Source organism: Catenulispora pinisilvae, assembly GCF_015356865.1.
Lineage (GTDB): Bacteria > Actinomycetota > Actinomycetes > Streptomycetales > Catenulisporaceae > Catenulispora > Catenulispora pinisilvae.
Genome location: NZ_JAAFZA010000144.1, coordinates 1 through 26,337, shown reverse-complemented (window position 1 = coordinate 26,337; position 26,337 = coordinate 1). Strand labels below are relative to the sequence as shown.

Below are 26,337 nucleotides of genomic sequence, written 5' to 3'. Positions count from 1 at the left end.
GCAAACCCCAGCCCCCAAAAGAAACCCCGCGCCGTCGCCTCAGCAGCCGGTCATCCTAGCCCGCAGCACCGGCCGGGAACGGATCCCGACCGGCGACCGGCACGGTGCGAACTGTCGCGAACAGCCACGAACTGTCGCGAACTGCCGGGCAAAAGTTGCCACCGGCAAGGTGGCCGGGTTCGCTACGGAGCGTCCACCCGATAGGGATCATGCTCCGTCAACAGCTTGTCCAGCCGGGCCTTTTCCACCCGCCCGACCAACTGCACTTCTTCCTGCTTGTCCCGGACCACCTTCGCCAGCGTGATGGCCGAGGTGATCGTGTACAGCAGGCCGAGCCCGAGGAAGGCGCGCTCCCAGGCGTTGACTGGGAGGTAGGCGATGCCGACGACGGTTGCGCCGGCGGAGACGATGAAGGAGGCGACCGCCTGGAGGTAGTACGCGGCCGTGTTCCGGGTTGCCAGTGGCGTACTCATGCTTCGATGATGGCGGCGGCCGGGTCACCGATCGTGAGTACGGGTACTCATTCTGTGGCGTGCTTCGTACTTCATTGCGGCGCTCACTGGTCGCGGTCGTACCCGAGTACTTGGCCGCTGGCTGTCAGCACGTAGACCGCCGGTTTGTTGGGGTCGGCGACCAGGAGGTCGGCGCTGTCGGCGGCGGGGCCCTCTGGCATCGGGTACTGGTGCACCTGTTGGCCGTTCGAGTTGTCCAGGACGGCCAGCGCCAGGGGGTTGGCGCCGGTCGGGATCTGGACTTCGACCCAGATCTTGTCCCCGACCACGGCCGGGGCGCCGGAGATTCCGTTGTACTGCGTCGGCTTCGACCACAGCGCGGTGCCGGTCTTCGACGTGGTGCTGACCTGGAGTGCCATCACGCTGGTCGCGTCGGTGGCGTAGACCGTGTCGCCGGATTCCACGACCGGGCCGGTGAAGCGCTGGTTGCTGGCTTGGGTCGCGGCGCCCTCCCCGGTGGGGTAGCTCCACTTCCACTTGCCGGTCGCGGCGTCGTAGGTCTGGACCGAGCCGCTGTGCATGTCGGTGAGATAGACGTGCTGCGCGGTGCCGGTCACGGTCGGGGTGTTCACCACGGCGCCGTTGTCCGTGTACCCCTTGAAGGGGAAGTTCCAGACGTCCTTGCCGGTCTTAGGGTCCACGCCCTTGAGGACGCGCACCGATACGTGGTCCGCCAACGCCACGTAGAACATGTTCCCCGCCTTCGGCACCGTCAGGAACGGGGTGGTGTCGGACGCGGCCAGCCCGGTCGGCAGTGGCGTCAGCAGGTCGGTGGGCTTCATGGTCCAGACCGTCGCGCGCTTCGCGATGTCGAACCCGGCTATGCAGGTCGGATAGCTGGGGTCGAACCCGGTGGGGGCGATGATCAGCATGCCGCCGACCAGTCCCTGGATGCCGGCCAGGGGCATGCCGTTATTGGGCGTCGAAACCGACAGGCCGGTCTTCGCGTTCCAGGCGGCTGAGCCGTCGCCGAGGTTCCACGCGTACACGACGCCGGCGGTGTAGGTGTAGACGTAGTTCGCGTCGGCGGCGATGGACACGCCGCTGGGCGCGTCGACGCCCGGGACGATCTTCGGCGGGAAGGCCGCCTGGCCGGTCGTGGTGTCCAGGGCGATCAGCGACTGCGGCTGGTTCGGGTCGTTGGTCCCCGCCGTGTAGACGCTGATCAGCTTGCTGCCGCAGACCAGCGCGCCCCCGGAGGCGCCGCCCAGGTTGTACTTCGCGCTCCAGTCCTCGGCCCACTGCCCGAGGCTGTGCGACGGCGTCGGCGTGGGGCTCGCGGAAGGCGAGGAGGAGGTCGTCGCCGAGTCCGGCGTGGTGGGCGGCGGGGAAGTAGCGCTCTTCGACGGGGTCCCGATCGGGGCGGAGGACCCGGCGTCCTGCGTCGCCGCCTTCTTACCGGTGTTCCGCGTCGCGGCGTACCAGGCGCCGCCTCCGGAGGCGGCCACCGCGGCGGCGCCCACGATCCCGGCGAGCATCCGGCGCCGGCTCGGATTGCCGGCCTGCTCGGCGCTGGACACCCCGGGCACGGCGGTGGTCCCGAGCCCGGTGGCGACGCCGGTGATGCTCCCCCGGCTCTGGCCGACGTCGGTGGCGTCCGGGTCGCCGGGGACCGGGGTGCCCGCCGGACCCTCGCCCGGACGCTCGTGAGTCGGTGTCCCAGAGTCCTCGGCGGCGGATCCGGCAGATCCCGCGGACCCCGCGGACCCGGACCCCGCGGACCCGGATCCCGCCGCTCCGGCAAGCCCGCCGACCCCGGCGGAGTACTTCCGCATGTCCTGGTGCACCGCCGCGGGCAGCCAATCCGCGTCGCTGGCAGCCCCGGCATCGTCCGGCGGCAGCAGCGTGTCGAGCAGATCCTCGGTGGTCGGCCGGTTGGCGGGGTCCTTCTCCAGACACGCGGACACGATCGGCCGCATCCCGAGCGGCACGCCGGTGAGATCCGGCTTCTCGTGCACCACCAGGTAGAGCTGCACGTGGTCGGGGCCGTCGCCGAAAGGCGGCACACCGGTCGTGGCGTAGACGAGCACCCCGCCGAGCGCGAAGACGTCGGAGGCGGGCTGCAACTCCGGATCGGCGCGGCACTGCTCGGGGCTGGCGTAGCGGGCCGAGCCGACGACGATGCCGGTGGTGGTCAGCGAACTCCCGCCGACCGCGTAGCTGATCCCGAAGTCGATGACCCGCGGCCCGTCCGGGCCGCAGATGACGTTCGACGGCTTCAGATCCCGGTGGATCAGGCCCGCGGTATGGATGGCGCCGAGCGCCTCAGCGATACCGGCGCCCAGAACCCGCGCCGAGCGCTCGGGCAGCGGACCGTGGTCGTGCACGACCCGCTGGAGCGAGGGGCCGGGTATGTAGGTGGTGGCCAACCACGGCTCGTCGTCGTCCGGACCGGCGTCCAGCACCGAGGCCGTGTACAGCCCGTCCACCGACCGCGCGGCCTGCACCTCGCGCCGGAAACGGGTGCGGAAGCGTTCGTCCTCGGCGTACTCGGCGCGGATCACCTTGACGGCGACCGGCCGACCGCCCCGGGACCGGGCCAGATACACCCGGCCCATGCCACCGGCGCCGATCCGCGCGAGCGGGATGAACGGCCCGATCCGGGCCGGGTCTTCGGGCTTGAGCGCATCCATGGGGTCCCCCTTCTGAGGGGAAATCGTAACGGCGACTTTCAGAGTTGGTGGCAGCGTGCGGGCATTAACACCCTCACAACACGTGAGCGCCGGCTGCGGGCCCCAAGGCCCGCCGTACCGCGCGCACCGATGGCGCGGCCTCCAGCGCCGCCGCGACGGTGGCCGCGCGGACCGCGTCGGTGGCGAGGAAAGCGCAGGTCGGGCCGGACCCGGAGAGCAGGGTGCCGATGGCCCCGGCGTCCCGGCCGGCGAGCAGGGTGGCTTGTAAATCCGGACGTAAGGAGACGGCTGGGCGGGTCAAGTCGTTGCGTAGCGCCGCACCGAGCAGCGTTGAGTCTCCAGCCCGCAGCGCCCGCAGCAATTCCTCGTCCACCCCGGAGGCGGCGACCTCTTCCTTCGCCGTCGCGCGCTGCCGGTCCAGCTCACGGAACACGGCCGGGGTGGACAGGCCCTCGTGCGCGAAGGCGAAGACCCAGTGGAACTCCCCGCGGGCCAGCACCGGCGTGATCTGCTCGCCGCGCCCGGTGCCCATGGCGGTGCCGCCGTAGAGGGCGAAGGGGACGTCGCTGCCGAGCTGCGCGGCCAGCCCGTGCAGCTCCTCGCGGGACAGCCCGGTGCCCCACAGCGCGTCGCAGGCGACCAGCGCGCCGGCGGCGTCGGCCGAGCCGCCGGCCATCCCGCCGGCCACCGGGATGCCCTTGGTCAGGTGCAGACGCACGGCCGGGGTGCGACCGACGGTCCGGGCCAGGAGTTCGGCGGCCCGCCAGGCCAGGTTCACGCCGTCCAGCGGCACCTCGGCCTGGCCCTCGCCCTCGCAGGTCAGCGCGAGGGTGTCGGACGTGGTGGCGGTGACCTCGTCGTGGAGGCCGACGGCGTGGAAGACGGTCGCCAGGTCGTGGTAGCCGTCCGGGCGCAGCGGGCCGACCGAGAGCGCGAGGTTGACCTTGGCCGGGACCCGGACCGTGACGGACTGGGTCTGGTTGTGACGCGGGCCGTCTCCGGGCGTGAAGGCGGCGGCGGTCATGACTGCTCCCGCCGCGGCCGGTGCTCCGCCAGACGGGCGAACTCCTCGACCGTCAGCGTCTCCCCGCGCGCGCCCGGGGCGATCCCGGCGGCGGTCAGCGCCTGCTCGGCGGCCGCCGGCGAGCCGGCCCAGCCGCTCAGCGCCGATCGCAGGGTCTTGCGGCGCTGGGCGAAGGCCGCGTCCACGGCCGCGAAGACGTCACGGCGCTCGGCGCCGGTGGTCGGCGGGACGTCCCGGCGGTCCAGGCGCACCAGGCCGGAGTCGACGTTCGGGGCCGGCCAGAAGACGTTGCGGCCGATGGCGCCGGCCCGCTTCACGTCCGCGTACCAGCGGGCCTTCACCGACGGCACGCCGTAGACCCGGGAACCGGGCTCGGCGGCCAGCCGGTCCGCGACCTCGGCCTGGACCATGATCAGGGTACGTTCGATGCTCGGGAACCGCTCCAGCATGTGCAGCAGGACCGGGACCGCGACGTTGTACGGCAAATTCGCGACCAGCGCGGTCGGCGGCGGGCCGGGCAGTTCCGTGACCCGTAGCGCGTCGGCTCGCACGAGCTCGAACTCCACCTGCCCGGCCGCGACGCCCGGGGCGTGCTCGGCCAGGGTGTCCGGCAGCGCGGCGGCCAGCGCCGGATCGATCTCGACCGCGACCACGCGCCGGGCCACGTCCAGCAGTCCCAGGGTCAGCGACCCGAGCCCGGGACCGACCTCGACCACCACGTCCTCGGCGGTGACGTCGCCGGCCCGCACGATCCGCCGGATGGTGTTCGGGTCGATGACGAAGTTCTGCCCGAGCTTCTTGGTCGGCGAGACGCCGAGCCGGTCGGCGAGCCGGCGCACCTCGGCCGGGCCCAGCAGGCGGGCCGGCAGCCGGTCGGCGGCGGACTCGGCGTCAGCGGCGGCAGCGGCAGCGGCAGCGGCAGCGGGCTCAGCGGGCTCAGTAAGTGGTGGCGGGGAGTACGGAGTTTCGGACATCGCGAGCCATCGTATGCCGCCGGGGGCCGCCCGGTGGAAACGGCGACGGCGCGGCACCCGGCTCCCGCCGGACACCGCGCCGTCCCGAAAGCTTGCTCAGGGCCGGTCCTGCTTGAACGGTCCTACTTGAACAGGTTCCGCCCGCAGACCGGCCACTGCCCCGCGCCCGAGCGCACATACAACAGCTTGGCCCGGTAGGTCTGCTCGGCCGGCGTGGCGTTCGAGGGCAGCCCGGAGCCGCCCATCGCCGCCCAGGTCGACACCGAGAACTGGTAGAGCCCGAAGTACAGCCCGCCGCCGCCGACCGACTTGGGGTTGCCGCCGGACTCGCACTCGGCGACGCCGGCCCAGTTCAGGCCGTCGGCCCCGGCCACGGTGTTCGGGACCGGCTTGGTGCCGACCTTCACCACGGCGTTCACCGGCTGCTTGGTGACGGTCTTGCTGACGATCTTCGGCGCCTGCTTCACACCGTTGATCGTCTGGTACGCGTAGACGACCTCCTGCACACCGGGCACGCCCTCGGAGACCGTGCTCTGCGATCCGACATACGAACTCGGATCCGACTGCTGGGTCGTCGAGAAGTCGATCGGGATCTGCTTGGTCTCCTGCGTCCCGGTGATCCGCTCGACGGTGATGTTCTCGCCGTCGGCGGGGAAGGTGGCCAGGTCCGGCTTCGCGGTGTCCTGCCCGGCCAGCGTCACGCCGGCCTGGGTCAGCGCCTGCGCCACGGTCGGGGCGGTGGTGTCCAGCGGGACGGAACGGCCGTCGACGAGTATGTTGACGTGCCGCTCGGTCCGGATCGAGAAGCTCAGGCCCTGGCGGCCGATCGGCTGGTCGCGGTTGACCGACAGATACGGGTTCGCGCCGCCGCGCACCCCCAGATCGCCCATCGCCTCGTCAACGGTGGTCGCGGTGGACCAGATCTGCTGGTCCTTGCCGTCGACGCTGACGTCGAGCTGGCGGCCGTAGCGGACCGAGATCTGCTCGCCATCCACCAGGGCGTCGCCGGGCGCCGGGGCCACCTGGTCGTGGGCGTCGGTGACGATGCCCTGGGCCTTGAGGACGTCGGCGACCTTGCCGTCGAACGTGTGGAGGGTGCGTTCCTGGCCGTCCACGGTCAGGTGGACGGTCTTCTCGAAGCCGACGTAGGCACCGGCGGCGCCGACGAGTCCCAGCAGCACCGTGCCCTGTACGGCGCGGACCTTGACCTTGGAACCCTCGCTGTGCCGACTAGCGGAACGTCTACTGCTCACGCTGATCCAGACCTCGCCGTGTCCGGCTACGACGCCGGGCCCTCGAAGCTTTCGAAGACCCGTTCAAAATCGCGTCGATCCGGCTGCCGAGGCGACACTAGCGGCAACCCCGCCGCGCCGCCAGCAGGCGTCCGGTGGATGTCCTCTGACATCCCTTTCAGTCCAGGTCGGCTGTCGGTCGACTGATATGACCAAGTTATTCCTGGATGCTGAAGGCATCCCGCAGGTTGGTGTCGAGGGCCTGACAGAGTTCGGCCAAGCCGGCATCACTGTCGATGCCTCGCAGGACGGCCATCGCGCGCACTGTGTAAGGAACCAGGTAGGGCGCGTTGGGTCGTCCTCTATAAGGAAGCGGTGTGAGGAACGGCGCATCGGTCTCGACCAGAATCCGGTCGATCGGCGCCACCTGGAATGCCTCCTGTAATGCCTGATTCGCCTTGTAGGTGAGGTTCCCGGCGAAAGACATGTAGTAGCCCCGTTCGGCGCACACGCGTGCCATCGCGGCGTCACCCGAATAGCAGTGGAAGACCACTGTTTCGGGCGAACCCTCTTCGAGGAGGATGCGCAGGACGTCCTCATGCGCGTCGCGGTCGTGGATCACCAGAGCCTTGCCGTGACGCTTGGCGATGGCGATGTGGGCCCGGAAGGAGTCCTGCTGCGCCTGGACGCCCTCGGGTCCGGTGCGGAAGTAGTCCAGGCCGGTCTCGCCGATCCCGCGCACCTGCTCGTCGGCGGCCAGCTTGTCGATCTCGGCGAGCGCCGCCTCCAGCGCCGCCGGGCCGCCGGGCGCGCGGTCCTGGCCGGACCAGCCATCTGGGTCACCGAGGACGAGGCGCGGGGCCTCGTTCGGGTGCAGGGCGACCGCGGCGTGGACCCGCTCGAAGGCGGCGGCCAGCTCGACCGCGGTCCGCGAGGACGGGACGTCGACACCGACCTGGACCAGGGTGCGCACGTTCACCGCGTCGGCGGCCGCGATGATGTCCGCGGCCGCCGGTTCCTGCATGTCCATGTGCGTGTGGCTGTCGCCGACCGGGGCCGGCAGCGGCTCGGGCGCTGGGGGCGGAGACTCGTCCCGCTCCCGGGACTTCCGCTTGCGCTTCTTCTCGCCGCCCTGTCGGTCCTCGTTCTCAGCCACGCGTCTACTCTGTCACGCGCTCAGGCGCCTGCGCCGCCCGGACGTAGGCTGCCTCGGGCCTACGCCGCCTCGGACGTAAGCCGCCTCAGCCGTAAGCCGCGCGGGCCTACGCCGCCGGGGCTTAGGCTGCCTCGGGCCTAGGCCGCCTCGCCGCCGAGCCGCGCCAGCTCCTCGTCGACGATCGACGGGTCCAGCTTCTTGAAGATCGGCGTCGGCGGGTCCAGCTTGCGGCCGACCTCGATCGGGGTGGACGCCCAGCGGGCCAGCGCCTGGTCGTAGTCGCCGGTCAGCACCGGGTAGCCCGGGCCGCCGTCCAGGTCCTCGACCTCGCGCAGCTCCGGCATCGCCGACCAGGTGCCCTGGCCGCCGAGCAGGTGGAAGACCTTCTCGGAGGAGAACGGCAGGAACGGCGTCAGCAGGGTCTTGGCGTCGTCGACCACCTGCAGGGTGACGTGCAGGACGGTGGCCATCCGCTCGGGGTCGGTCTTGGCCAGCTTCCACGGCTCGTTGTCGGAGACGTACTTGTTGGCCTCGGCCACCACCCGCATCGCCTCGGCCAGCGCGGCCTTGAACCGGCAGCGGTCCAGCAGGCCGCCGACGCCCTCGAAGGCCGCGCGCGAGGTCGCCAGCAGCGCCTCGTCCTCGGGGGTGAGCTCCTTGGCGGCCGGGATCTCGCCGAGGTTCTTGGCGGCCATCGAGACGGCCCGGTTGACCAGGTTGCCCCAGCCGGCGACCAGCTCGTCGTTGTTGCGGCGCAGGAACTCGGCCCAGGTGAAGTCCGTGTCCTGGGTCTCCGGGCCGGCCGCGGTGATGTAGTAGCGCAGGGCGTCGGCGTCGTAGCGGGACAGGAAGTCGCGGACGTAGATGACGACGGCGCGGCTGGAGGAGAACTTGCGGCCCTCCATGGTCAGGAACTCCGAGCTGACCACTTCGTGCGGGAGCGCCAGCGCGCCGAGGGAACCCGGCTTACCGGCCTTCTCGCCCTTCCCGTCATAACCGAGCAGCATCGCCGGCCAGATCTCGGAGTGGAAGACGATGTTGTCCTTGCCCATGAAGTAGTAGGCGTCGGGCGCCTCGCCGTTCGGGCCGACCTGCCAGAAGGCGCGCCAGGCGTCCGGGTCCCCGCTGCGCCGGGCCCACTCGACGGACGCGCTCAGGTAGCCGACCACCGCGTCGAACCAGACGTACAGCTTCTTGTCCGGGCGGTCGACCCAGCCCTCCAGCGGGACCGGGACGCCCCAGTCCAGGTCGCGGGAGATGGCGCGGGGCTGAAGGTCGTCCAGCAGGTTCAGGGAGAACTTCAGGACGTTGGGACGCCAGGTCTTCTGCTCCTGTAGCCAGGACCCCAGGATGCTCGCGAACGCCGGCAGGTCCAGGAAGAACTGCTCGGTCTCGATGAACTTCGGCGTCTCGCCGTTGATCCGCGAGCGCGGGTTGATCAGCCGGTCCGGGTCGAGCTGGTTGCCGCAGTTGTCGCACTGGTCGCCGCGCGCGCCGTCGTACCCGCAGATCGGACAGGTGCCCTCGATATAGCGGTCGGGCAGCGTGCGGCCGGTCGAGGGGCTGATGGCGCCCATCGTGGTCTTGGCGAAGATGTAGTCGTTGTCGTACAGACCCTTGAAGATCTCCTGCACGACCGCGTAGTGGTTGCGCGTAGTCGTGCGGGTGAACAGGTCGTAGGCCAGGCCCAGCGAACGCAGGTCCTCGGCGATGACCCGGTTGTAGCGGTCGGCCAGCTCCCGCGCGGTGACCCCCTCCTTGTCCGCCTGGACCAGGATCGGCGTCCCGTGCTCGTCGGTCCCGCTGACCATCAGCACCCGGTTGCCCGCCATCCGCTGGTAGCGGCTGAAGACGTCCGAGGGGACGCCGAAGCCGGAGACGTGGCCGATGTGGCGGGGGCCGTTGGCGTAGGGCCACGCTACGGCGGTGAGGATGGTGCGCTGGGTGGACGGCATGCTGCCTAGGGTATCTGGCCTGGCGGCCCCACCTGGTGCGGTTTCGGTGGGGTCCAGATAGTGGACGAGGGGATGCGGTTCTGTGAACAAGGATTCGGCCGAGGAGCCGCGGGGCCACGGGCCGTTCCAGCCTGACAAGGCCGAGCGGTGCTAGTCCTCCGCCGCCTCGTCCTCCTCCGCCGCCTCCTTCGCCGCCACCACCGCGTCGAAAACCTCCCGCTTCGGCAGCCCGACCTCGGCCGCGACCTCGGCGATCGCCTCCTTGCGCCGCAGCCCGCCGGACTCCTCCTTCGCGAAGACCAGCTCCGCGAGCTCCGCGCCGCTCAGGTCGCGGCCGGCGCCCGGGACGGCGCCGCCGACCACCACCGTGATCTCGCCGCGCACCTCGCCCTCGTCGGCCCACTTCGCCAGGTCGGCGAGGCCGCCGCGCTTGATCTCCTCGTAGGTCTTCGTCAGCTCGCGGCAGACCGCCGCCGGGCGGTCGGCGCCGAAGGCCGCCGCCATGTCGGCCAGGGAGGCGGCCAGGCGGTGCGGGGCTTCGAAGAAGACCATCGTGCGGGGTTCTGCGGCCAGTTCCGCCAGGCGCGAGGAGCGGCCGCCGCCTTTGCGGGGCAGGAAGCCCTCGAAGCAGAAGCGGTCCACCGGCAGGCCGGACACCGCGACCGCGGTCAGGACCGCTGAGGGGCCCGGGACGGCGGTCACCCGCACCCCGGCCTGGACCGCGGCGGCTACCAGGCGGTAGCCGGGGTCGGAGACCGAGGGCATGCCGGCGTCGGTCACCACCACCACGCGGGCGCCGCCGAGCAGCTCGCGGAGCAGGTCGGGGGTGCGGGCCGATTCGTTCGCCTCGAAATAGGAGACGAAGCGGCCGCGGGGGGTGAGATCGAGCACCCGCAGCAGGCGCTTGAGGCGGCGGGTGTCCTCGGTGGCGATCACGTCCGCCGAGGCCAGCTCGGCCGCCAGCCGCGGGGAGGCGTCCTCGTCCCGGCCGATCGGGGTGCCCGCCAGGACGAGCAGGCCTGGGGCCGGTTCTGTTCCAGTCACGTGACCATCCTCGCCCAAAAACGCTGATCCCCTGTCCGAACGGCGGGACGACTCCCTACGATGACCGGGTGACGAGCCTCGCCCCGACCCGATCTTCGCTGCCGGATGACGACAGCGAGGAGGATTACGGCGGCCGCCGTCGCGGCCGTAGCGGTTCGCACCGCGAGCGCGGTCGCGTCTGGTGGCGGCCCAACCTGCGCCCGCGCGACGACGAACAGGGCGACCTGACCCTGCGCGAGCGCCTGGTCCCGTCCTTCGCCCTGGAGCCGTGGTGGATCTCCTGGGGCTTCCCGCTCCTGATCACGCTGGTCGGCGGCTTCATGCGCTTCTGGCGCCTGGGCCTGCCCAAATGGGTCATCTTCGACGAGACCTACTACGCCAAGGACGCCTGGACCACCATCCACTTCGGGCACGAGGCCGGGTGGCTGAACGACCCGACCGTCGGCATGGCCAACGACGACAAGGCCATCATCGCCAACCCGCACATCTGGCGGACGCTGATCGCCAACCACCAGGGCAACGCGGTGCACCCGCCGGTCGGCAAGTGGATGATCGGCGCCGGCGAGTGGCTGTTCGGCTTCACCCCGTTCGGGTGGCGCTTCATCCCGGCGGTCTGCGGCACCCTGGCCATCTTGATGACGGCCCGCATCGCCCGCCGCATGTTCCGCTCCACGCTCATCGGCTGCGCGGCCGGCCTGCTGCTGGCCTCCGACGGCCTCGAGTTCGTGATGAGCCGCACCGCGCTGCTGGACATCTTCGTGATGTTCTGGACCCTGGCCGCCTTCGGCTGCTTCCTCATCGACCGCGACAAGATGCGCTCCAAACTCGTCGACTGGCGGGAGAGCTACCCATCGACGCCGCTGCCGGACGACGTCAAGGCACCGCCCCTGGGCATCCGCTGGTGGCGCATCGCCGCGGTGGTCTGCCTGGGCCTGGACCTGGGCACCAAGTGGAGCGGGCTGTGGATCATCCCGTGCTTCATGGTGATGTCGCTGCTGTGGGACCACGCCGCGCTGCGCGCCGTGGGCATCCGCCGGCACTGGGTCGGCTTCCTGCGCCGCGAGACCTGGCAGACCGCCCTGCTGAGCCTGCTGGTCCTGGCCACCTACACGGCCACCTGGACCGGCTGGTTCCTCACCAAGGACGGCAACTACCGGCAGTGGGCGGCGCAGCACAACGCGATCCACTACCCGGTGCTCTCGGCGCTGCGCAGTTGGTGGCAGTACCACTGGGACACGTACCACTTCCACGTCAACCTGGACTCCCCGCACGCGTACATGTCGAACCCGTGGAGCTGGCTGATCATGGGCCGCCCCACCGACTACTACTACTGCAACCAGGGCGCGACCGGCTGTCCGCCGCTGGCCGCCAACCAGCACCAGCAGGTCCTGGCCCTGGGCACCCCGCCGCTGTGGTGGTTCGCGACCATCGCGCTGATCTGGTGCTGCTGGCGCTGGATCGCCCGCCGCGACTGGCGCGCGGGCTCGATCCTGTGCGGGATGCTCGCGGCGTGGGCGTTCTGGCTGAACTACCAGCACCGGACGATCTTCACGTTCTACGCGGTGGCCTTCGTGCCGTTCATGTGTTTCGCGGCGGCGTATCTGCTGGGGGTGATCGTCGGCCGGGCGGACGCGCTCCAGTACCGCAGGGTCTGGGGCGCGGTGGTCGCGGGCGCCATCACCGTCTACATCCTGGTGATGTTCATCTACTTCTATCCGATCCTGTCGGCGCAGACGATCACGTACAACCAGTGGCTCGACCGGATGTGGTGGCCCAGCTGGATTTAGAGCGTGCGCGGATCGGTGGCCGGGCGGCGTCATTCGTGCCGTCATTCGTGCCGTCATCTGTGCCGTCTTCCCTGCCGGCCGATCAGGGGCTACCGTCCAGTAACGTGCAACTCTCCTACGCCCGCCGCGGCTCAGGCACCCCCCTGGTCCTGATCCACGGCATCGGCCACCGCTGGCAGGCCTGGGAGCCGGTCCTGGACCGGCTGGCCGAGCACCACGACGTCATCGCGATCGACATCCCCGGCTTCGGCAAGTCCGCCCCGCTGCTCCCGGCACCGGGCCGGCGCTACACGATCGAATTCGCCATGTCGGGCATCGCCGATTCCTTCGCCGGGTTCGGGATCGAGCGGCCGCACGTGGCCGGGAACTCCCTCGGCGGCGCGCTGGCGCTGGAGTTGGCGCGGCACGGGCACGCCGCCTCGGTCACCGCCTTCTCGCCGGCCGGGTTCTGGCAGACGCGGTGGGAGACCGCGTGGGCGACCGGGAACCTGAGCCTGAGTAGGGCCGCCACGTTCGCCCCGAAGCCGGTGCTGCGCTACGTCGCCGACCACGAGACGACGCGCGGCCTCGCCTTCGGCATGATCTTCGGCCGGCCGCGCCGCCTGGACCCGGCACAGGCGCTGGGCGACACGCTCGCGATGCGGGAGGGGCGCTCGTTCCGGCCGGTCGCGAAGGAGGCCCGGCACTACCGCTACGCCGGGGAGAGCGACGTGCCGACCACCGTGGCGTGGGGCACCAAGGACCGGATCCTGCTGCACCGGCAGTTCGAGCAGGCCAAGCGGATACTGCCCAAGGCCAGGTTCGAGGACCTGCCGGGCTGCGGCCACGTGCCGATGAACGACGACCCCGAGCGAGTCAGCCGGCTGATCCTGGAGACCACCGGCGCGATCAGCGTCGAACCGTGACCAGTCATCCGAACATCCGACTTGTAGACTCACGGGGCAGGGACGTCGTTGCCACCAGGGGGATGGACCGCAGCTGATGACCGAGAACTGGCAGCAGGAACCCGTACCGTGGCTCTCGACCGCACGTGATCGCACCGAGGCGGGTCCGGAGTCGATTCCGGCGATGCCGCATGGGCTCACGCCGGTACCGGGGCCGGGGCCCGCGACGCCGCCAGCACCGAACGGTCCGCTGCCGAGCAGCCCGCTGCCGGGCAACGCGCTGCCGGCCAACGCGCCTGCGAACGGTCCGGCCGCGATCGAGCCGCCGCAGTTCCAGCCGGGGTCACTCGGCACGCCGCCGTTCCAGCCGGGGTCCTTTGACGCGCCGCCGTTCCAGCCGGGGCCGGGATCCTTTGACGCGCCGCCGTTCCAGCCGCCGTCGTTCGACCGGCCGCCGTTCCAGGCGCCTTCCTTCGAAGCACCGGCGATCCAGCCGCCCACGGTCCAGCCGCCTTCGTACGAGCCGACTCCGTACGAGCCGACTCCGTACGAACCGACTCCGTACGAACCGCCGACCTTCGAGTCGCGACCATTCGAGCCGCCGCCCTTCGAGCCACCGACCTTCGAGTCGCAGCCCTTCGAGCGGCCGGCGCTCCAGCAACCGCGGTTCCAGCCGTCGGCGATCGAACCGCCGTCCTTCGGGCAGCCGCCCTTCAAGCCGCAATCACCATCTTTCGAACCGCCATCTTTCGAACCGCCGACCTTCGAACCGCGATCCTTCGAGCCACGGTCCTTCGAACCGCACTCATTCGAACCGCCATCGTTCGACCGGCCGTCCTTCGAACCGCCGCGCCCGCAGATCGCGGCCCCACAGCCTCCGCAGCCATCCGAAGCTCCGCCGCAGTACCACTACAACGCGCCGCAGCAACTCAGGGCTCCGACCCGCTCCCCCGCAGAGCTACCGCCGCCCCCGCCGCCCTACTCGGAGCCCACGAAGCCGGAACCGGTCTACCGCCCGGAGCCCGTCTACCAGCCGGAACCGGTCTACCAGCCCGAGCCCATCCACCAGTCCGAGCCGGACCGCCCGATCGTCGGCGACGACAGCGATGGCATGTCGACCATGATGGTCGCGGTCGGCACGGTCCAGCCCCGGGCCGCCCGCCTGCCGGACGTCAGCACCGTCGAGGAGGCCGAGCGCATCCTCGGGTTCGCCGTCGACTCCCTGGACGCGGACCCGGACCTCTACTCCATCGGCACGGTCACCGACGGCGCCGTCTGCCTGATCCCGGACGACGGCCGCTGGGCGATCTTCCTGGCCGACGGCGGCCAGCGGCGCTACGCCGGGTTCTTCGACGACCCCGAACAGGCCGCGATCCACTTCGCCGGCGTCCTGTTCCTGGCCTCCGCCGAACGCGGGAAGCTCCAGAAGAACACCGGTCCGGCCGCGCTGCCCGGCCGCAGCGTCGACCCGCTGGCCGAAATGCTCGCCGGCCCGCCGATCACCCCGCTCGCCGGCGACCCGCCGACCACGCTCTACACCGACCAGCGGCTCACGATCCTGACCCCGGGCACCGAGGTCGACCGGTTCGGCGACCAACTGGGCAACACGGTCTACGCGGCGCGCACCCGCTACCCGCACCGCTCTCTGCCGCCGGACTATATAGAGCGGGAGTACAGGGTCTACCGAGTCCGCGACCCGCTCCGTGCGCTCACCGGTACCGCGATCCCGTGGTTCGGGCAGCCGGGTGGCGGTATGGCGTACCTGTTGCCGCGCTCTATTAGGGATCTCCTGCATGAGGGAGCGTTAGTGGAAATCCCCTCAGCGACCCTGGCCCCGTCCTGAAGACGATCTGAGGTTCGCCTTGAGGTTCCTGCCAAGAGCGTTCCGAGTTTCGCTCTGAAGTTCGTCGTAAGACTGTAAGCGCTGCTCGACAGGAGATCGGGAACGCGCGACACTGGTCACGCGTTTCCAGTTAAAAGCCTAATACGTGGCAGTCGAGGTGACTCCGTGTCTTCTTCGCTCTCAGATCGTCGTACGGCCGCCCGGTTCCGGGCCGACCGCAACCTCAGCACGCGGATGTTGTCGGTGATGGTCCTGCTGGCCGCCGTGTACGGGGCAGCGATCTTCCTGATGATCCGCTTCATGGGCCGCGCCTGGCCGCTCGGCCTGGCCCTGGTCGTCGCCTTCGCCGTGTTCCAGATCCTGACCTCCGGCAAGGTCGCGATGCGCACCATGGGCGCCCGCGTGGTCACCCCCGCGGAGGAGCCGGAGCTGCACGCCGTGATCGACCGGCTGTGCGCGCTGTCCGGCATGAAGAAGCCGGCCGTCGCCGTGGCCGAGTCCCCGATCCCGAACGCCTGCGCGGTCGGCCGCTCCAAGGGCGACGCCACGCTGTGCGTGACCCGCGGGCTGCTGGACACGCTGGAGCCGCCGGAGCTAGAGGGCGTCATCGCCCACGAACTGTCGCACGTCCAGCACGGCGACGCCGCGGTGATGACGGTCGCCGCCTTCGTCGGCGTCCTGGCCGGCCTGGTCGCCCGGGTCGGGCTGCGCTTCATCTACATCGGCGGCCGGGCCCGCGGGCTGTGGCACATCATCGTCGCGGCCATCGGCCTGATCGCGCTGGCCGCCGCCACCTGGTTCGTCTCGCTGGTCCTGACCCGCTCGCTGTCCCGCTACCGCGAGTTCGCCGCCGACCGCTCCGCCGCGCAGCTCACCGGCAACCCCTCGGCCCTGGCCTCCGCGCTGGCGAAGGTCGAGGCCAAGGTGCACGCCGGGGGCGGCATCCCGCTGAACGACCTGCGCAAGGCCGGTGCGCTGAACGCCTTCTACTTCGCCCCGGTGACCTCCGCCAAGACCACCGCGCACCACCTGCTCTCGACGCACCCGACGACCCAGGCCCGGCTGGACCGCTTGGTCAAGATGTCCGCGCAGATGTCAAAGAACGGCTAAAGCTTTCCTCGGACCGTTCGGTGACGGCCGGGTCACGCCTCGCGGCGGGCCCGGCCGCCGTCGTCGGCGGGGCGTGGACCGGGCGTGTTCGAGGCATCACAAGGCACTCATCCGGTCACAGATCGTTGATCTTACGAGCCCTTAGAAAAGCACACTGATCAAATACTGATGTTCGAGCCTTTCGATAAATGCCTGCTATGCTCCCTGGGTTTTCCGAGCCGCACCACCCCCCGAACGCAGCAAGAGCATCGGAAGGACCCGCAGCATGAGCGAGAGCCAGATCCAGTCCCAGTGGGAGCGTGTCGGCGGGGAGGCGGCCGTCAAGGCGGTACTCGACCGCTTCTACGAGGGCGTGCTCGGCGAGCCGCAGCTCGCCGGCTTCTTCGAGAACGTCGCGGTGGACGACATCAAGCCGCACCTGGCGGAAGTGCTGGAGGTCGTGCTCGGCGGCCCGAACGCCCGCACCGACATAGACCTGGCCGGCTACCTCACCGAGGCGCACTCCGGACTCGGCGTCTCGGAGTCCGACTACGCGCTGACCGGCCAGGTGCTGATGGACACCCTGAACGAGTTCGACGTCCCGGCCGACATCCAGGAGACGATCGCCGGTGCGCTGGCGACCGTGCAGCCCTTCGTGGTGGCCGCGTAGCCGTGGTGGATCCGCACCTCCTGCGCACCTCCTGGGCGAAGGTCGCCCAGTACGGGGAGCAGGTGCCGCTGTACTTCTACGGCCACCTGTTCCTCAGCCATCCCGAGGTGCGGTCGATGTTCCCGCCTTCGATGGCGGCACAGCGCGACCGACTGGTCGCCGCCCTCGGAGCCGTCGTGGCCAACGTCGACAACCTCGACGCGGCCGTGCCGTTCCTGCAGGGCCTGGGCCGGGACCACCGCAAGTTCGCGGTGGGGCCCGACCACTACCCGGCGGTCGGTGCCAGCCTGCTGGCCACCCTGGAGCAGTTCCTGGGGCCGGACTGGACCCCGCAGGCCGCCGAGTCCTGGACCGAGGCCTACGGCATCGTCGCCCAGGTGATGACCGACGCCGCCGCCGAGGCCGCCGAGAGCACCCCGGCCTGGTGGGACGCCGAGATCGTGGCGCACGAGGTACTGGGCGGCCGGCGCGACATCGCGCGGGTCACCATCGCCACCCGCCAGCCCTACCCCTACGCCGCCGGGCAGTCGATGACGCTGGAGACCGCGGTGGCCCCGGCCCGCTGGCGGTTCTACACCCCGGCGAACCCGCCGCGCGCCGACGGCCTGATCGAGCTGCACATCAAGCTGGTCGGCACCGTGTCCTGGCAGCTGGTCAACATCATGGGCGTCGGCGACCGGCTGCGCCTCGGGCCGCCGGTGGGCCACCAGCTCACCCTGGCCTCGACCAAGCCGGACAGCGATCTGCTGCTGATCGCCGGCAGCACCGGCGTCGCGCCGCTGCGCGCGCTCATCGAGGAGCTGGGCCGCAACCCCGAACACGGACGGCGGGTCACGCTCTACTACGGCGCCCGGATCGCCGGCGACCTGTACGACCTGCCGCGCCTGCAACAGCTGGCGGCGCACTACCCCTGGCTGAGCGTGGTCCCGGTGGTCTCCGACGACCACGCCTGGGAGGGCCAGCGCGGTCTGGTCGGCGACGCCGCGGCGGCCCGCGGCGCCTGGCCCGGGCACGAGGTGTTCATCGTCGGCTCGCCCGGCATGTGCGAGCACACCGCGACCCGGTTGAAGGAAACGGGAGTGGCCCCGGGGGCCATCCACCTGGAGGAGAGTCAGCCGTGAGCTTCAGCCAGTACGACGGCGCGTCCGACGGCGGCGCGGCGGCCCGGCGCCCGGAACGGCTCAGCGCCGCGCAGGCCGACGCCTGGGAGTTCCCGCGCGCCGGCCTCACCCACCGCGGCTACGACGAGGACGGCGTGCTCCGCTTCAAGCGGCGCGTGCTCGCCGAGCTGCAGGCCGCCGGCCAGATCGAGTACGAGTTGCGGCAGCGCAACGACGAGCTGGCCAACCAGCTGCGGGTCTCCTACGCCGGCAACGACCCGGCCAACGGCGGCGCGGCGGCGGCACCGGCGGCCCCACCGCCGGAACAGCGGGTCACCGCCGCCGCGGTCAACGCGATCGCGATGGCGCAGCGCCAGGCCGAGGAGCAGATCCGGGCGGCCGAGGAGTACGTCCGCAACGTCACGGAGTACGCCCGCAACCAGTACACGGTCACGGTGAACGAGGGACACCGGCAGGGCCTGCTGGCGGCCGAGTCGGCGTTCCAGCGGCGCAGCGAACTGCTCTCGCAGAGCCTGAAGTCGCTGGAGCAGCAGCTGGAATTCCTCAAGGCGTTCGGCGTCGCCTTCGGCGTGCAGGTGGAGGGCGCGCTGGAGAAGGCCCGCGAGGAAGTGCACACCATGATCCAGAACATCCACCAGGCCTTCGACGTGCTGAACCGGAACCCGCCGCAGGCCCCGACCACCCCGCCGTCCCCCATGCCGAACCGGCCCGGGGTGGGCGGCGGTCAGGGCGTCGCCGGCCTGCACGCGGGCTCGGCGCTGCCGGGTACCGCCTGACGCCGGGTACTGCCTGACACTGGGCACCGCGCGACCAGGCGAGGCCGCCGACCTGTGCCTAGGCTGAGGAGCATGACGACAAAGGTTGCTTTCCTCGGCCTGGGCGCGATGGGCGCCCCGATGGCCGTCCGCCTGATCCGCGCCGGCTACGACGTCGTGGTGTGGAACCGCACCGCGGCCCGCGCCGAACCGCTGACCACGCTCGGCGCGACCGCGGCGGCCACCCCGGCCGAGGCGGTCGCCGGCGCCGAGCTCGTGGTGACGATGCTGTCCGACCCGGCCGCCGTGACCGCGGTGGCCGAGGCCGTCGCCACCGCGCTGCGGCCGGACGCGGTCCTGGTCGAGATGTCCACGATCGGCCCGGACGGCACCCGGCACATCAGGGAACTGATCCCGGCCTCGGTCGGCCTGGTCGACGCCCCGGTGATGGGCAGCGTGGACCGCGCCGCGAGCGGAGCCCTGGCGGTGCTGGCCGGCGGCACACCGCGGGACCTGGCGCGGGTGGCCGACCTGCTCGCGGTGTTCGGCACCGTCACCGAATGCGGCGGCCCCGGCGCCGGCTCGGCCCGCAAACTGGTGCTGATCAGCGGCATCGTCGCCGGCGTGACCGTGGTCGGCGAGACGCTGGCGCTGGCCGAACGGCTGGGGGTGGACGACCCGCGCGCGGTCCTGGAGGCCAGTCCGCTCAGCGGCCTGGTCGCCCGGCTGTTCGCCACCGGCGTCGACTTCTCCGCCGAGATGGCCGCGAAGGACCTGCGGCTGGCCGGCGCGGTGCTCGACCTGCCGGTGACGGCCGCCGCGCAGCAGGTGCTGGAGTCCGCCCCGGATCAGGATGCGGATCTCGGTGCGGCGGTGCTGGCGGTGAACCAGAAACGCTGAACCAGAAACGCTAAGCCGGAAACGTCGAACCGCAAACGTTGAACCGGAAGCGCTGAGCAAGCGTTGTGTCCAGTGGGCATGGTGCGCGGGCACGGAACCGGGCCGCCCCGAAACAAGCGGCCCGGTTCCGTGCGTTCAGGGTGCGCTGCGGCTATGTGCTCTCGGTGACGGTGCCGACGGCCACGTACGCCTGGTACGGCAGCCGCATCGTGCCGTCCTCGTCGCTCAGCTCGGCGGCGACGCGCTGATAGTTCTCGTGGAACGCGGCGCGGACCTCAGGGGTCTGCGCCTGGTAGGCGCGGCCGGAGCCGGCGATACCGGAGCCGATCGAGATCCACCACTCGTCCGCGGTGGTCACGTGGTCCCATTCGATGACCGTGGTGGTGACATCGGCCAGGCCGGTCTCGCGGAACAGGCCGGCCAGTCCTTCCTCGGTCCGCGGGTAGTCGTCCGCGGCCTCCAAATCCGGCATCTGTCGCGGGACCCAGCCCCGGGTCGCCGCCGCCACGCGCGGGAAGATCGAGCGCCCGGCGCTCCGCTCGGCCGGCCACAGCGTGAAGGCCACCCGGCCACCGGGCTTGGTCACCGAACCCAGGGCGCGCATCGCCACCCGCGGGCGGCCGAAGTGATCGAGCACGAAGTTGCCCACCACGGCGTCGAACGTCCCGGCCTCGAAGGGCAGCTCCGGCACGGCCGCCAGGTGGAACTCGGCCTGGGGCACCTTGGACCGCGCCAGGTCGAGCATCGAGGGCTCGGCGTCTATCGCGCTGACCCTCGCCCCGCGCGCGACCGCCGCCCGGGCGACGTTGCCGGTCCCGGTGCCGACGTCCAGCAGCGCGACGTCCGCGGCCACCGCGGCCGCGTCGAGCAGCGCGGGAATCGTGTGCGCACACAGGGAGGCGTAAACGGCTTCGTACCCGGCACCGGAATCGGCCCAGAGCACCCGCTCGGCCTCGTCGAACGTCAGGGATGTCGATGGATCTTCGGGCTTGGCCACGCCGGTAGCCTAGCGGGATGCGCGCACACCAACGGGTGGCTTCCCGCAACGCCCGCTTCCAGCAGTGGCAGACCCTGCTCACCAACCGCCAGAAGCGCCAGCGCGCGGGCCGCTTCCTGGTCCAGGGCGTCCGGCCGATCACCCTGGCCGCCGAACAGGGCTGGCGGATCGAGGAACTGCTGGTCGACGCCGACCGCCGGCTGTCCCGCTGGGCGCAGGACACCATCCGCGACACCGACGCCGAGGTGATCCACCTGCCCACGGACCTGCTGGCCGAACTCGGCGAGAAGGACCAGGACACGGCCCCCGAACTGCTGGCCGTACTGGCGACGCCGCCGGACGACCTGACCCGCGTCCCCGTCACGGCCGACTTCCTCGGCGTCGTCTTCGACCGCCCCACCCAGCCCGGCAATCTCGGTACCCTGATCCGCTCCGCCGACGCCTTCGGCGCCGACGGCGTCATCGTCACCGGCCACGCCGCCGACGTCTACGATCCGCGCACCGTCCGGGCCAGCACGGGCTCGCTGTTCGGCCTGCCGACAGTGCGCGCGCAGTCGCATCGCGACGTGCTGGACTGGCTGGCGCGTGCCGAAGCCGAGACCGGCACCGGCGTCACCGTCGTCGGCACTGACGAGGACGGCGACACCGACATCGAGGACTTCGACTTCTGCGCACCGACCCTGATCGTGGTCGGCAACGAGACCGTCGGCCTGAGCACCGGCTGGCGCGAGGCCTGCGACCGCGTCCTGAGCATCCCCATGCGTGGCACGGCGAGTTCGCTCAACGCCGCCAACGCCGCCACGGTGGTTCTGTACGAAGCCGCGCGGCAGCGTCGACGGGCATAGGGCGAGGCGATGCCTACCCCGAGAACTCCGCGACGACCTCGATCTCGCCCACGATCGCGGCGTTCAACGCGTCCAGCTCGGCGGCCGGCACCCACAGCTCCAGGTGCTCCGGGCCGCCGGCAGTGCGGGTCCAGTACCGGCGCGCGGTCGGGGTCGCGACGTGGAATCGGGTCACGTAGCCGGAGCCGGAGTTCGGGACGTTCCAGTCCCGCGCGATGACCGTCGCGTACTGCTCGGTCAGGACCGGGTAGAAGATCGGCTGGTCCTCCAGGCGCGGTGGCCAGGCCTTGGAGCCGCTGGCGCGCACGAGTTCCAGTTCGGTCGGGCCGGTGGGACGCCACAGAGTCGTGGTGCCGTCAGGGTTCTCCTGCCGTCCGCGGCGGCCCTCGGCCAGGAGCGCGGCGACGTGGCGGTCCTCGGCGTCGGCGAGGAAGTCGGCTTCGTCGACGAAGGCCACCACGGCGTCCGCCTCGCCCAGCAGCCGGAGCGCGATGTAGGTCCGATGGCGGACGGCCGGGTCCCGCAACACGCTCTCGATCATGGCCACGGCCTCGGCGATCATCGGCGGCGTCAGAAGATACGAGGCGCTGCCGCTCCAGTGGTCGACCACCGTGGCCAGCACGACGCACGCCATGTTCTCGCCGGCTCTGGTCACCCGGACCACGTCGGCGTCCGGGGTCAGCAGGCCCCAAGCGGCCGGCCGTTTCCAGTCGCGGCGGGCCGCCTTCGCCGCCTCGGCCGCCGCCTTCACCGCCGGGTCTGCGGCCGCCCCCACGTCGTTCGCCTGGTCCGCCACCTCGTACGCCGCCCCGTCCGCCTCGGTCGCCTTGCCCGTGCCCTCGTCCTCGCGCACACCTTGCGCTTGCGCTCATCTTTGCGCCTGCGCTCGCCCTCACGCACAGCTTATTCGAGCCCGTACACCTTGATCGCGGTTCCGCCGAACACCGCTTCCCGCTCTGCCTCCGACAGCCCCGCGGTGAGCTCCTTCGCCGTATCCACAATCTGTGCATAATCCGCGGCCAACGTGCTCACCGGCCAGTCGCTGCCGAACATCACGCGCTCGGGACCGAACGCCTCCAGCACCACCTCGGCGTACGGCCGCAGATCGGCGACCTTCCAGCGCTCCGGGTCGGCCTCGGTGACCATACCGGACAGCTTGCAGCTGACGTTCGGCGATTCTGCCAGGGTCCTGATATCGGAGGCCCAGGGCTCCAGCTCCCCGGCCGCGATCGGCGGCTTGCCCAAGTGGTCCAGCACGAAGCTCAGCTCCGGCACCGCACGCGCCGCCGCCACGCACGCCGGGAGCTGGTCGGCCCGCACGATGAGATCGAACGCCAGCCCGGTCGGCGCCAGCTGTCGCAGACCCCTGAGTGTCTCCGTCCCGGTCAGCCACCCGCCGTCCGGCAGCTCCTGCACCTGGTGCCGGATCCCCACCAACCGCCGCCCGCCGACCCCGGACAACAGCTCGGCCAGCCGCTCGCCGAAGTTCGGCTCGGTCACGTCGGTCCAGCCCACCACCCCGGCCACGAGATCCGATGTCTCGGCGAGCGCCAGCATCTCCGGCGTCTCATCCACCGCGTGGATGGTCTGCACCAGGACGGTCGCGGTGACCCCGGCGGCCGCGGCCAGCGGTTCCAGGTCGGACAGGTGGAAACTGCGGCGCAGCGCCGGCAGGTCCGCGGTCCACGCTTGGTCGCGGACCGCGAGGTCCCACAGGTGATGGTGCGCGTCGACGATCCGCATTCCTCAGGCCTCCAGCGGTTGGGGCGATCACGGCGGTTCCGGCGTTATGGCAGTTCGAAAATCACCGGCAGCGGCTCGTCACCGCCGACAAGCGTGAAGTCGCGGAATACCCCCACTCGCGCCTGCCACGCGTGATCGGCCTCCTTGTCCGCCATGAATGCTCGCAGCGCCGCCCAGTCTTCGCATTCGACCAGGTGGAACAGGTCCACCCCGTTGCGCCAGATCGTCCACTCGGTGCAGCCGCCGGCCCGCAACAGCTCGGGGATCTCCGGCGGGATGTCGTCGTGCGCTTCTTCGTACCCTGTGACGCCCTCGGGCTTCAGCCTGGTGTGGATGGCGACCCGCACCTGGACCCCCCATCATCGAGAATCATCGGACCTTTCCCGGATCGGGCGCCGAGTCTAGTACTCGCTTGCGGGCCCCGGCACGAGCACGTCCAAATGTCTGGGGTGAAAGATCCGCTCCCGGTGAAGGACCACGCGGCCCGGCTGGTGCGCTTCCAGCGCATCGAGATCGACGTCACGCGGCTGGTCCTGTCCGGGATCGCGCTGGCGCTGCCGGTCGCGATCGGCAGCGGCGAGCGGCCATCTGGCCGACGGCCTGACCGCGGTCATGGGCGCGCTGCTGATCAGCGCGGCCAGGCACGAGGGCGGCTGGCGGGCCCGCTTCGTCGACGTCGGGGCGTCGGCGGCGGCCGGCGCGCTGGTGGTCTGGCTCGGCGCCCTGGTCGGCCGGCACGGGACCCTGGCCAGCGGCTGGATCGTGCTGGTGGCCTTCGGCGCGGCGCTGGTCGGCGGGATCGGGACGCTGGAGGCCCGGATCGCGGCGAACTCGGTCGTGTTCACCATCATCGGCGCGCATCTGGGCATCGGCCCGGAGTCGCCCGGCCACATCCTGCTCTACGTCGTGCTGGGCATGGCGGTCGCGGCGGCGCTCACCCTCGGCACCCACGCCCTGAGCCGTGCCCTGTCCCCCTTGTGGCGCAACGAACTGGAGGGGCCGCCGGGGCCGGAGTGGCCGTTCAAGCGCAGCGTGCGGAAGTGGCGGACCGGCCTGCGGACCTGGCACGGCTGGTAGTACGCGGTGCGGCTGGTCACCTCGATAGCCGTGGCCGAGGTGGTCTCGCACTTCCGGCCCGGCGCGCACACCTACTGGATCGCGCTGACCGTGTCGCTGGTGGTGCTGCGGGACGAGGCCCGCTCGCCGACGCGCGCCGTCGAGCGCGGGCTGGGCACGACGATCGGCGTGCTGGTCGGCGGCGCGCTGATCGGGGTGCTGCCGACCTGGGGCATCGTGGCGCTGATCGGGGCGATCGGCGCCGTGCGGCCGTATCTGAAGCTGGCCAACTACACCGCCTACGCCGCCGTGATGACCCCGCTGATCACCATGCTGAACGAGCTCGGCCACGACATCTCGTGGGCGGTGCTGCGGGAACGGGTGCTGGACACCTTGATCGGCTGCGCCATCGGGCTGTGCGTCGGCTACGTGCCGTGGCGGATGTGGTCAAGCAGACAGCGCTGAAAGATAGGTGTACCTAACTTCGGGGAATACGATCTCCTCATACTCGGTTGAAGTGCTTGTTGAAGCTTCAACCAAAGGAGGACCCAGTGAGCCAGATGCAGTTCGGCGTCTTCACCGTGGGAGACGTGACGCCCGACCCCACGACGGGCCGCGCGCCGACCGAACGCGAGCGCATCAAGGCCATGGCGGCCATCGCCGAGCACGCCGAACAGGCCGGTCTGGACGTCTTCGCCACCGGCGAGCACCACAACCCGCCGTTCGTCCCGTCCTCGCCGACCACCCTGCTGGGCTGGATCGCCGGCCGCACCTCCAAGCTGCTGCTGTCCACCGCGACCACGCTGATCACCACCAACGACCCGGTCAAGATCGCCGAGGACTACGCGATGCTCCAGCACCTGGCCGACGGCCGGGTGGACCTGATGCTGGGCCGCGGCAACACCGGTCCGGTCTACCCGTGGTTCGGCAAGGACATCCGGGACGGCATCGACCTGGCGCTGGAGAACTACGCGCTGCTGCGCCGGCTGTGGGACGAGGACGTCGTCGACTGGTCCGGCCGCTTCCGTACCCCGCTACAGGGCTTCACCGCCGCACCCCGGCCGCTGGACGGCGTCGCGCCGTTCGTCTGGCACGGCTCGATCCGCTCCCCGGAGATCGCCGAGCAGGCCGCGTATTACGGCGACGGCTTCTTCCACAATCACATCTTCTGGCCGAAGGAGCACACCCAGCGCATGGTGTCGCTGTACCGGCGCCGCTTCGCGCACTACGGGCACGGCACCGAGCAGCAGGCGATCGTGGGCTTGGGCGGCCAGGTGTTCATGCGTAAGAACTCGCAGGACGCCATCCGCGAATTCCGGCCATACTTCGACAACGCCCCGGTATACGGCCACGGGCCGTCGCTGGAGGAGTTCATGGCCGAGACCCCGCTCACGGTCGGCACCCCGGAGCAGGTGATCGAGCGCACCCTGTCCTTCCGCGACTACGTCGGCGACTACCAGCGCCAGCTGTTCCTGCTGGACCACGCCGGTCTGCCGCTGAAGACCGTGCTGGAGCAGATCGACCTGCTCGGCGAGCAGGTGGTGCCGGTGCTGCGTAAGGAGTTCGCGATCGGCCGCCCGGCCGGCGTCCCGGACGCCCCGACGCACGCCTCGCTGGCCGCCGCGGCCGGCAAGGGCAGCGAGGCCGGCAAGGTCGGCGAGACGGACACGGGGGCGGACGCGGCGCGGGATGATGAGCGGCTGGCGCTGTTCGACACGAAGGAGGCCATCGCACCGTGAGTGCTTACGAGGCGGCGAACGCGGAGTTCGGCGACGAGGGCTTCACGCCGTCCGGCGGCAGCGCCTGGTTCGGCGGGAAACCGAACCCGGTCGACGCCGAGGACGGCTTCGGCTTCAGCGCCGGCCTGAACGTGGCGGCCGTCGGCGGCAGCGCCGGCACCGCTGGCTTCGCCGACCCCGGTTACGCAGACCCCGGCTTCGCCGACTCAGGCTTCTCCAACCCCGGCTTCGCCGACCACGGCTACACCGATTCAGGCTTCGCGGAGCGCGGCTTCGCCAACTCCGACTACGCCGACTCAGGCTTCGCGGAGCGCGGCTACGCCGATTCAGACTACGCAGATTCAGGCTTCGCCAACCCCGCCTACGCGCCCCCCGCCC

At 71.0% G+C, this 26,337-nt stretch carries 25 protein-coding genes and 1 pseudogene; 13 read left to right on the top strand and 13 right to left on the bottom strand.

Going from position 1 to position 26,337, the window contains the following annotated elements:
* Positions 1–182: 182 nt before the first annotated feature.
* From IZR01_RS31555 to rsmI, 8 genes are all read right to left on the bottom strand, one after another.
* Positions 183–473: a YiaA/YiaB family inner membrane protein gene (locus IZR01_RS31555; protein ID WP_194925987.1), complete on the bottom strand. Its 291-nt coding sequence runs from the start codon at positions 471–473 to the stop codon at positions 183–185.
* Between the two features lie 83 nt (positions 474–556).
* Entirely contained in the window at positions 557–3,145 is a 2,589-nt protein-coding gene (locus IZR01_RS31550; RefSeq protein ID WP_194925986.1) for a protein kinase domain-containing protein, read from the bottom strand.
* Positions 3,146–3,218: 73 nt separating this feature from the next.
* Complete coding sequence (locus IZR01_RS31545; protein WP_194897050.1) at positions 3,219–4,169, bottom strand: 4-(cytidine 5'-diphospho)-2-C-methyl-D-erythritol kinase; 951 nt, start codon at positions 4,167–4,169, stop codon at positions 3,219–3,221.
* Positions 4,166–5,143, bottom strand: coding sequence for a 16S rRNA (adenine(1518)-N(6)/adenine(1519)-N(6))-dimethyltransferase RsmA (gene rsmA, locus IZR01_RS31540; RefSeq protein ID WP_228560635.1), 978 nt, complete (start codon positions 5,141–5,143; stop codon positions 4,166–4,168). Before rsmA ends, IZR01_RS31545 begins: the two co-directional genes overlap by 4 nt.
* 122 nt (positions 5,144–5,265) lie before the next feature.
* Positions 5,266–6,396, bottom strand: coding sequence for a resuscitation-promoting factor (locus tag IZR01_RS53605; protein ID WP_194897051.1), 1,131 nt, complete (start codon positions 6,394–6,396; stop codon positions 5,266–5,268).
* A gap of 196 nt (positions 6,397–6,592) precedes the next feature.
* Positions 6,593–7,531 (bottom strand): TatD family hydrolase, encoded by a 939-nt coding sequence (locus tag IZR01_RS31530; RefSeq protein ID WP_194897052.1) that lies wholly within the window; start codon positions 7,529–7,531, stop codon positions 6,593–6,595.
* A gap of 137 nt (positions 7,532–7,668) precedes the next feature.
* Positions 7,669–9,486 carry a methionine--tRNA ligase gene (gene metG / locus IZR01_RS31525; protein ID WP_194925985.1) on the bottom strand — a complete coding sequence of 606 codons (1,818 nt, stop codon included), beginning with the start codon at positions 9,484–9,486 and terminating at the stop codon, positions 7,669–7,671.
* Positions 9,487–9,636: 150 nt separating this feature from the next.
* Complete coding sequence (gene rsmI / locus IZR01_RS31520; protein ID WP_194925984.1) at positions 9,637–10,530, bottom strand: 16S rRNA (cytidine(1402)-2'-O)-methyltransferase; 894 nt, start codon at positions 10,528–10,530, stop codon at positions 9,637–9,639.
* A 68-nt stretch (positions 10,531–10,598) separates the two neighbouring features.
* Here rsmI and IZR01_RS31515 point away from each other — a divergent pair, with 68 nt between their 5' ends.
* The 8 genes from IZR01_RS31515 (at position 10,599) to IZR01_RS31480 (ending at position 19,579) form a co-directional block, all read left to right on the top strand.
* Positions 10,599–12,317, top strand: coding sequence for a dolichyl-phosphate-mannose--protein mannosyltransferase (locus IZR01_RS31515; protein WP_194897055.1), 1,719 nt, complete (start codon positions 10,599–10,601; stop codon positions 12,315–12,317).
* Positions 12,318–12,421: 104 nt separating this feature from the next.
* A complete protein-coding gene (locus IZR01_RS31510; protein WP_194925983.1) occupies positions 12,422–13,222 on the top strand; it encodes an alpha/beta fold hydrolase in 801 nt (266 codons plus the stop codon).
* 76 nt (positions 13,223–13,298) lie between these two features.
* Positions 13,299–15,044, top strand: a complete 1,746-nt coding sequence (locus IZR01_RS31505; RefSeq protein WP_194925982.1) for a TNT domain-containing protein — start codon at positions 13,299–13,301, stop codon at positions 15,042–15,044.
* A gap of 165 nt (positions 15,045–15,209) precedes the next feature.
* Entirely contained in the window at positions 15,210–16,154 is a 945-nt protein-coding gene (locus IZR01_RS31500) for a M48 family metalloprotease (RefSeq protein WP_323746529.1), read from the top strand.
* A 265-nt stretch (positions 16,155–16,419) separates the two neighbouring features.
* The gene (locus tag IZR01_RS31495) at positions 16,420–16,803 is read left to right on the top strand and encodes a group I truncated hemoglobin (protein ID WP_194897058.1); all 384 of its coding nucleotides are present in this window, start codon (positions 16,420–16,422) and stop codon (positions 16,801–16,803) included.
* A gap of 5 nt (positions 16,804–16,808) precedes the next feature.
* Positions 16,809–17,924 (top strand): globin domain-containing protein, encoded by a 1,116-nt coding sequence (locus IZR01_RS31490; RefSeq protein ID WP_194897059.1) that lies wholly within the window; start codon positions 16,809–16,811, stop codon positions 17,922–17,924.
* Entirely contained in the window at positions 17,921–18,700 is a 780-nt protein-coding gene (locus IZR01_RS31485) for a hypothetical protein (RefSeq protein WP_194925981.1), read from the top strand. The genes IZR01_RS31490 and IZR01_RS31485 overlap by 4 nt, the downstream gene beginning before the upstream one ends.
* Before the next feature lie 72 nt (positions 18,701–18,772).
* Positions 18,773–19,579: an NAD(P)-dependent oxidoreductase gene (locus IZR01_RS31480; protein WP_194925980.1), complete on the top strand. Its 807-nt coding sequence runs from the start codon at positions 18,773–18,775 to the stop codon at positions 19,577–19,579.
* A 151-nt stretch (positions 19,580–19,730) separates the two neighbouring features.
* Here the strand turns inward: IZR01_RS31480 and IZR01_RS31475 are convergent, their stop codons facing one another.
* Positions 19,731–20,576: a class I SAM-dependent methyltransferase gene (locus IZR01_RS31475; protein ID WP_194925979.1), complete on the bottom strand. Its 846-nt coding sequence runs from the start codon at positions 20,574–20,576 to the stop codon at positions 19,731–19,733.
* Positions 20,577–20,593: 17 nt separating this feature from the next.
* Between IZR01_RS31475 and IZR01_RS31470 the strand changes: the two genes are divergently transcribed.
* On the top strand, positions 20,594–21,421 hold the full coding sequence (locus tag IZR01_RS31470; RefSeq protein WP_194925978.1) for a TrmH family RNA methyltransferase: 828 nt from the start codon (positions 20,594–20,596) through the stop codon (positions 21,419–21,421).
* 13 nt (positions 21,422–21,434) lie between these two features.
* Here the strand turns inward: IZR01_RS31470 and IZR01_RS54440 are convergent, their stop codons facing one another.
* The 4 genes from IZR01_RS54440 to IZR01_RS31450 form a co-directional block, all read right to left on the bottom strand.
* A complete protein-coding gene (locus IZR01_RS54440; protein ID WP_194899197.1) occupies positions 21,435–21,815 on the bottom strand; it encodes an ADP-ribosylation/crystallin J1 in 381 nt (126 codons plus the stop codon).
* Positions 21,816–22,324: 509 nt separating this feature from the next.
* On the bottom strand, positions 22,325–23,164 hold the full coding sequence (locus IZR01_RS31460; protein WP_194899193.1) for an amidohydrolase family protein: 840 nt from the start codon (positions 23,162–23,164) through the stop codon (positions 22,325–22,327).
* Positions 23,165–23,208: 44 nt separating this feature from the next.
* Complete coding sequence (locus tag IZR01_RS31455) at positions 23,209–23,511, bottom strand: L-rhamnose mutarotase (RefSeq protein ID WP_194899192.1); 303 nt, start codon at positions 23,509–23,511, stop codon at positions 23,209–23,211.
* A 54-nt stretch (positions 23,512–23,565) separates the two neighbouring features.
* A complete protein-coding gene (locus tag IZR01_RS31450) occupies positions 23,566–23,778 on the bottom strand; it encodes a hypothetical protein (RefSeq protein ID WP_194899191.1) in 213 nt (70 codons plus the stop codon).
* Between IZR01_RS31450 and IZR01_RS31445 the strand changes: the two genes are divergently transcribed.
* From IZR01_RS31445 to IZR01_RS31430, 4 genes and pseudogenes are all read left to right on the top strand, one after another.
* Positions 23,777–24,241, top strand: coding sequence for a hypothetical protein (locus IZR01_RS31445; RefSeq protein ID WP_194925977.1), 465 nt, complete (start codon positions 23,777–23,779; stop codon positions 24,239–24,241). The genes IZR01_RS31450 and IZR01_RS31445 overlap by 2 nt on opposite strands.
* 6 nt (positions 24,242–24,247) lie before the next feature.
* The gene (locus tag IZR01_RS31440; RefSeq protein ID WP_194925976.1) at positions 24,248–24,685 is read left to right on the top strand and encodes an FUSC family protein; all 438 of its coding nucleotides are present in this window, start codon (positions 24,248–24,250) and stop codon (positions 24,683–24,685) included.
* Positions 24,686–24,780: 95 nt separating this feature from the next.
* Positions 24,781–25,959: an LLM class flavin-dependent oxidoreductase gene (locus tag IZR01_RS31435; protein ID WP_194925988.1), complete on the top strand. Its 1,179-nt coding sequence runs from the start codon at positions 24,781–24,783 to the stop codon at positions 25,957–25,959.
* Positions 25,956–26,337 (top strand): annotated as a pseudogene (locus IZR01_RS31430) (hypothetical protein); the annotation flags it as partial. The gene IZR01_RS31435 and the pseudogene IZR01_RS31430, both read left to right, overlap by 4 nt.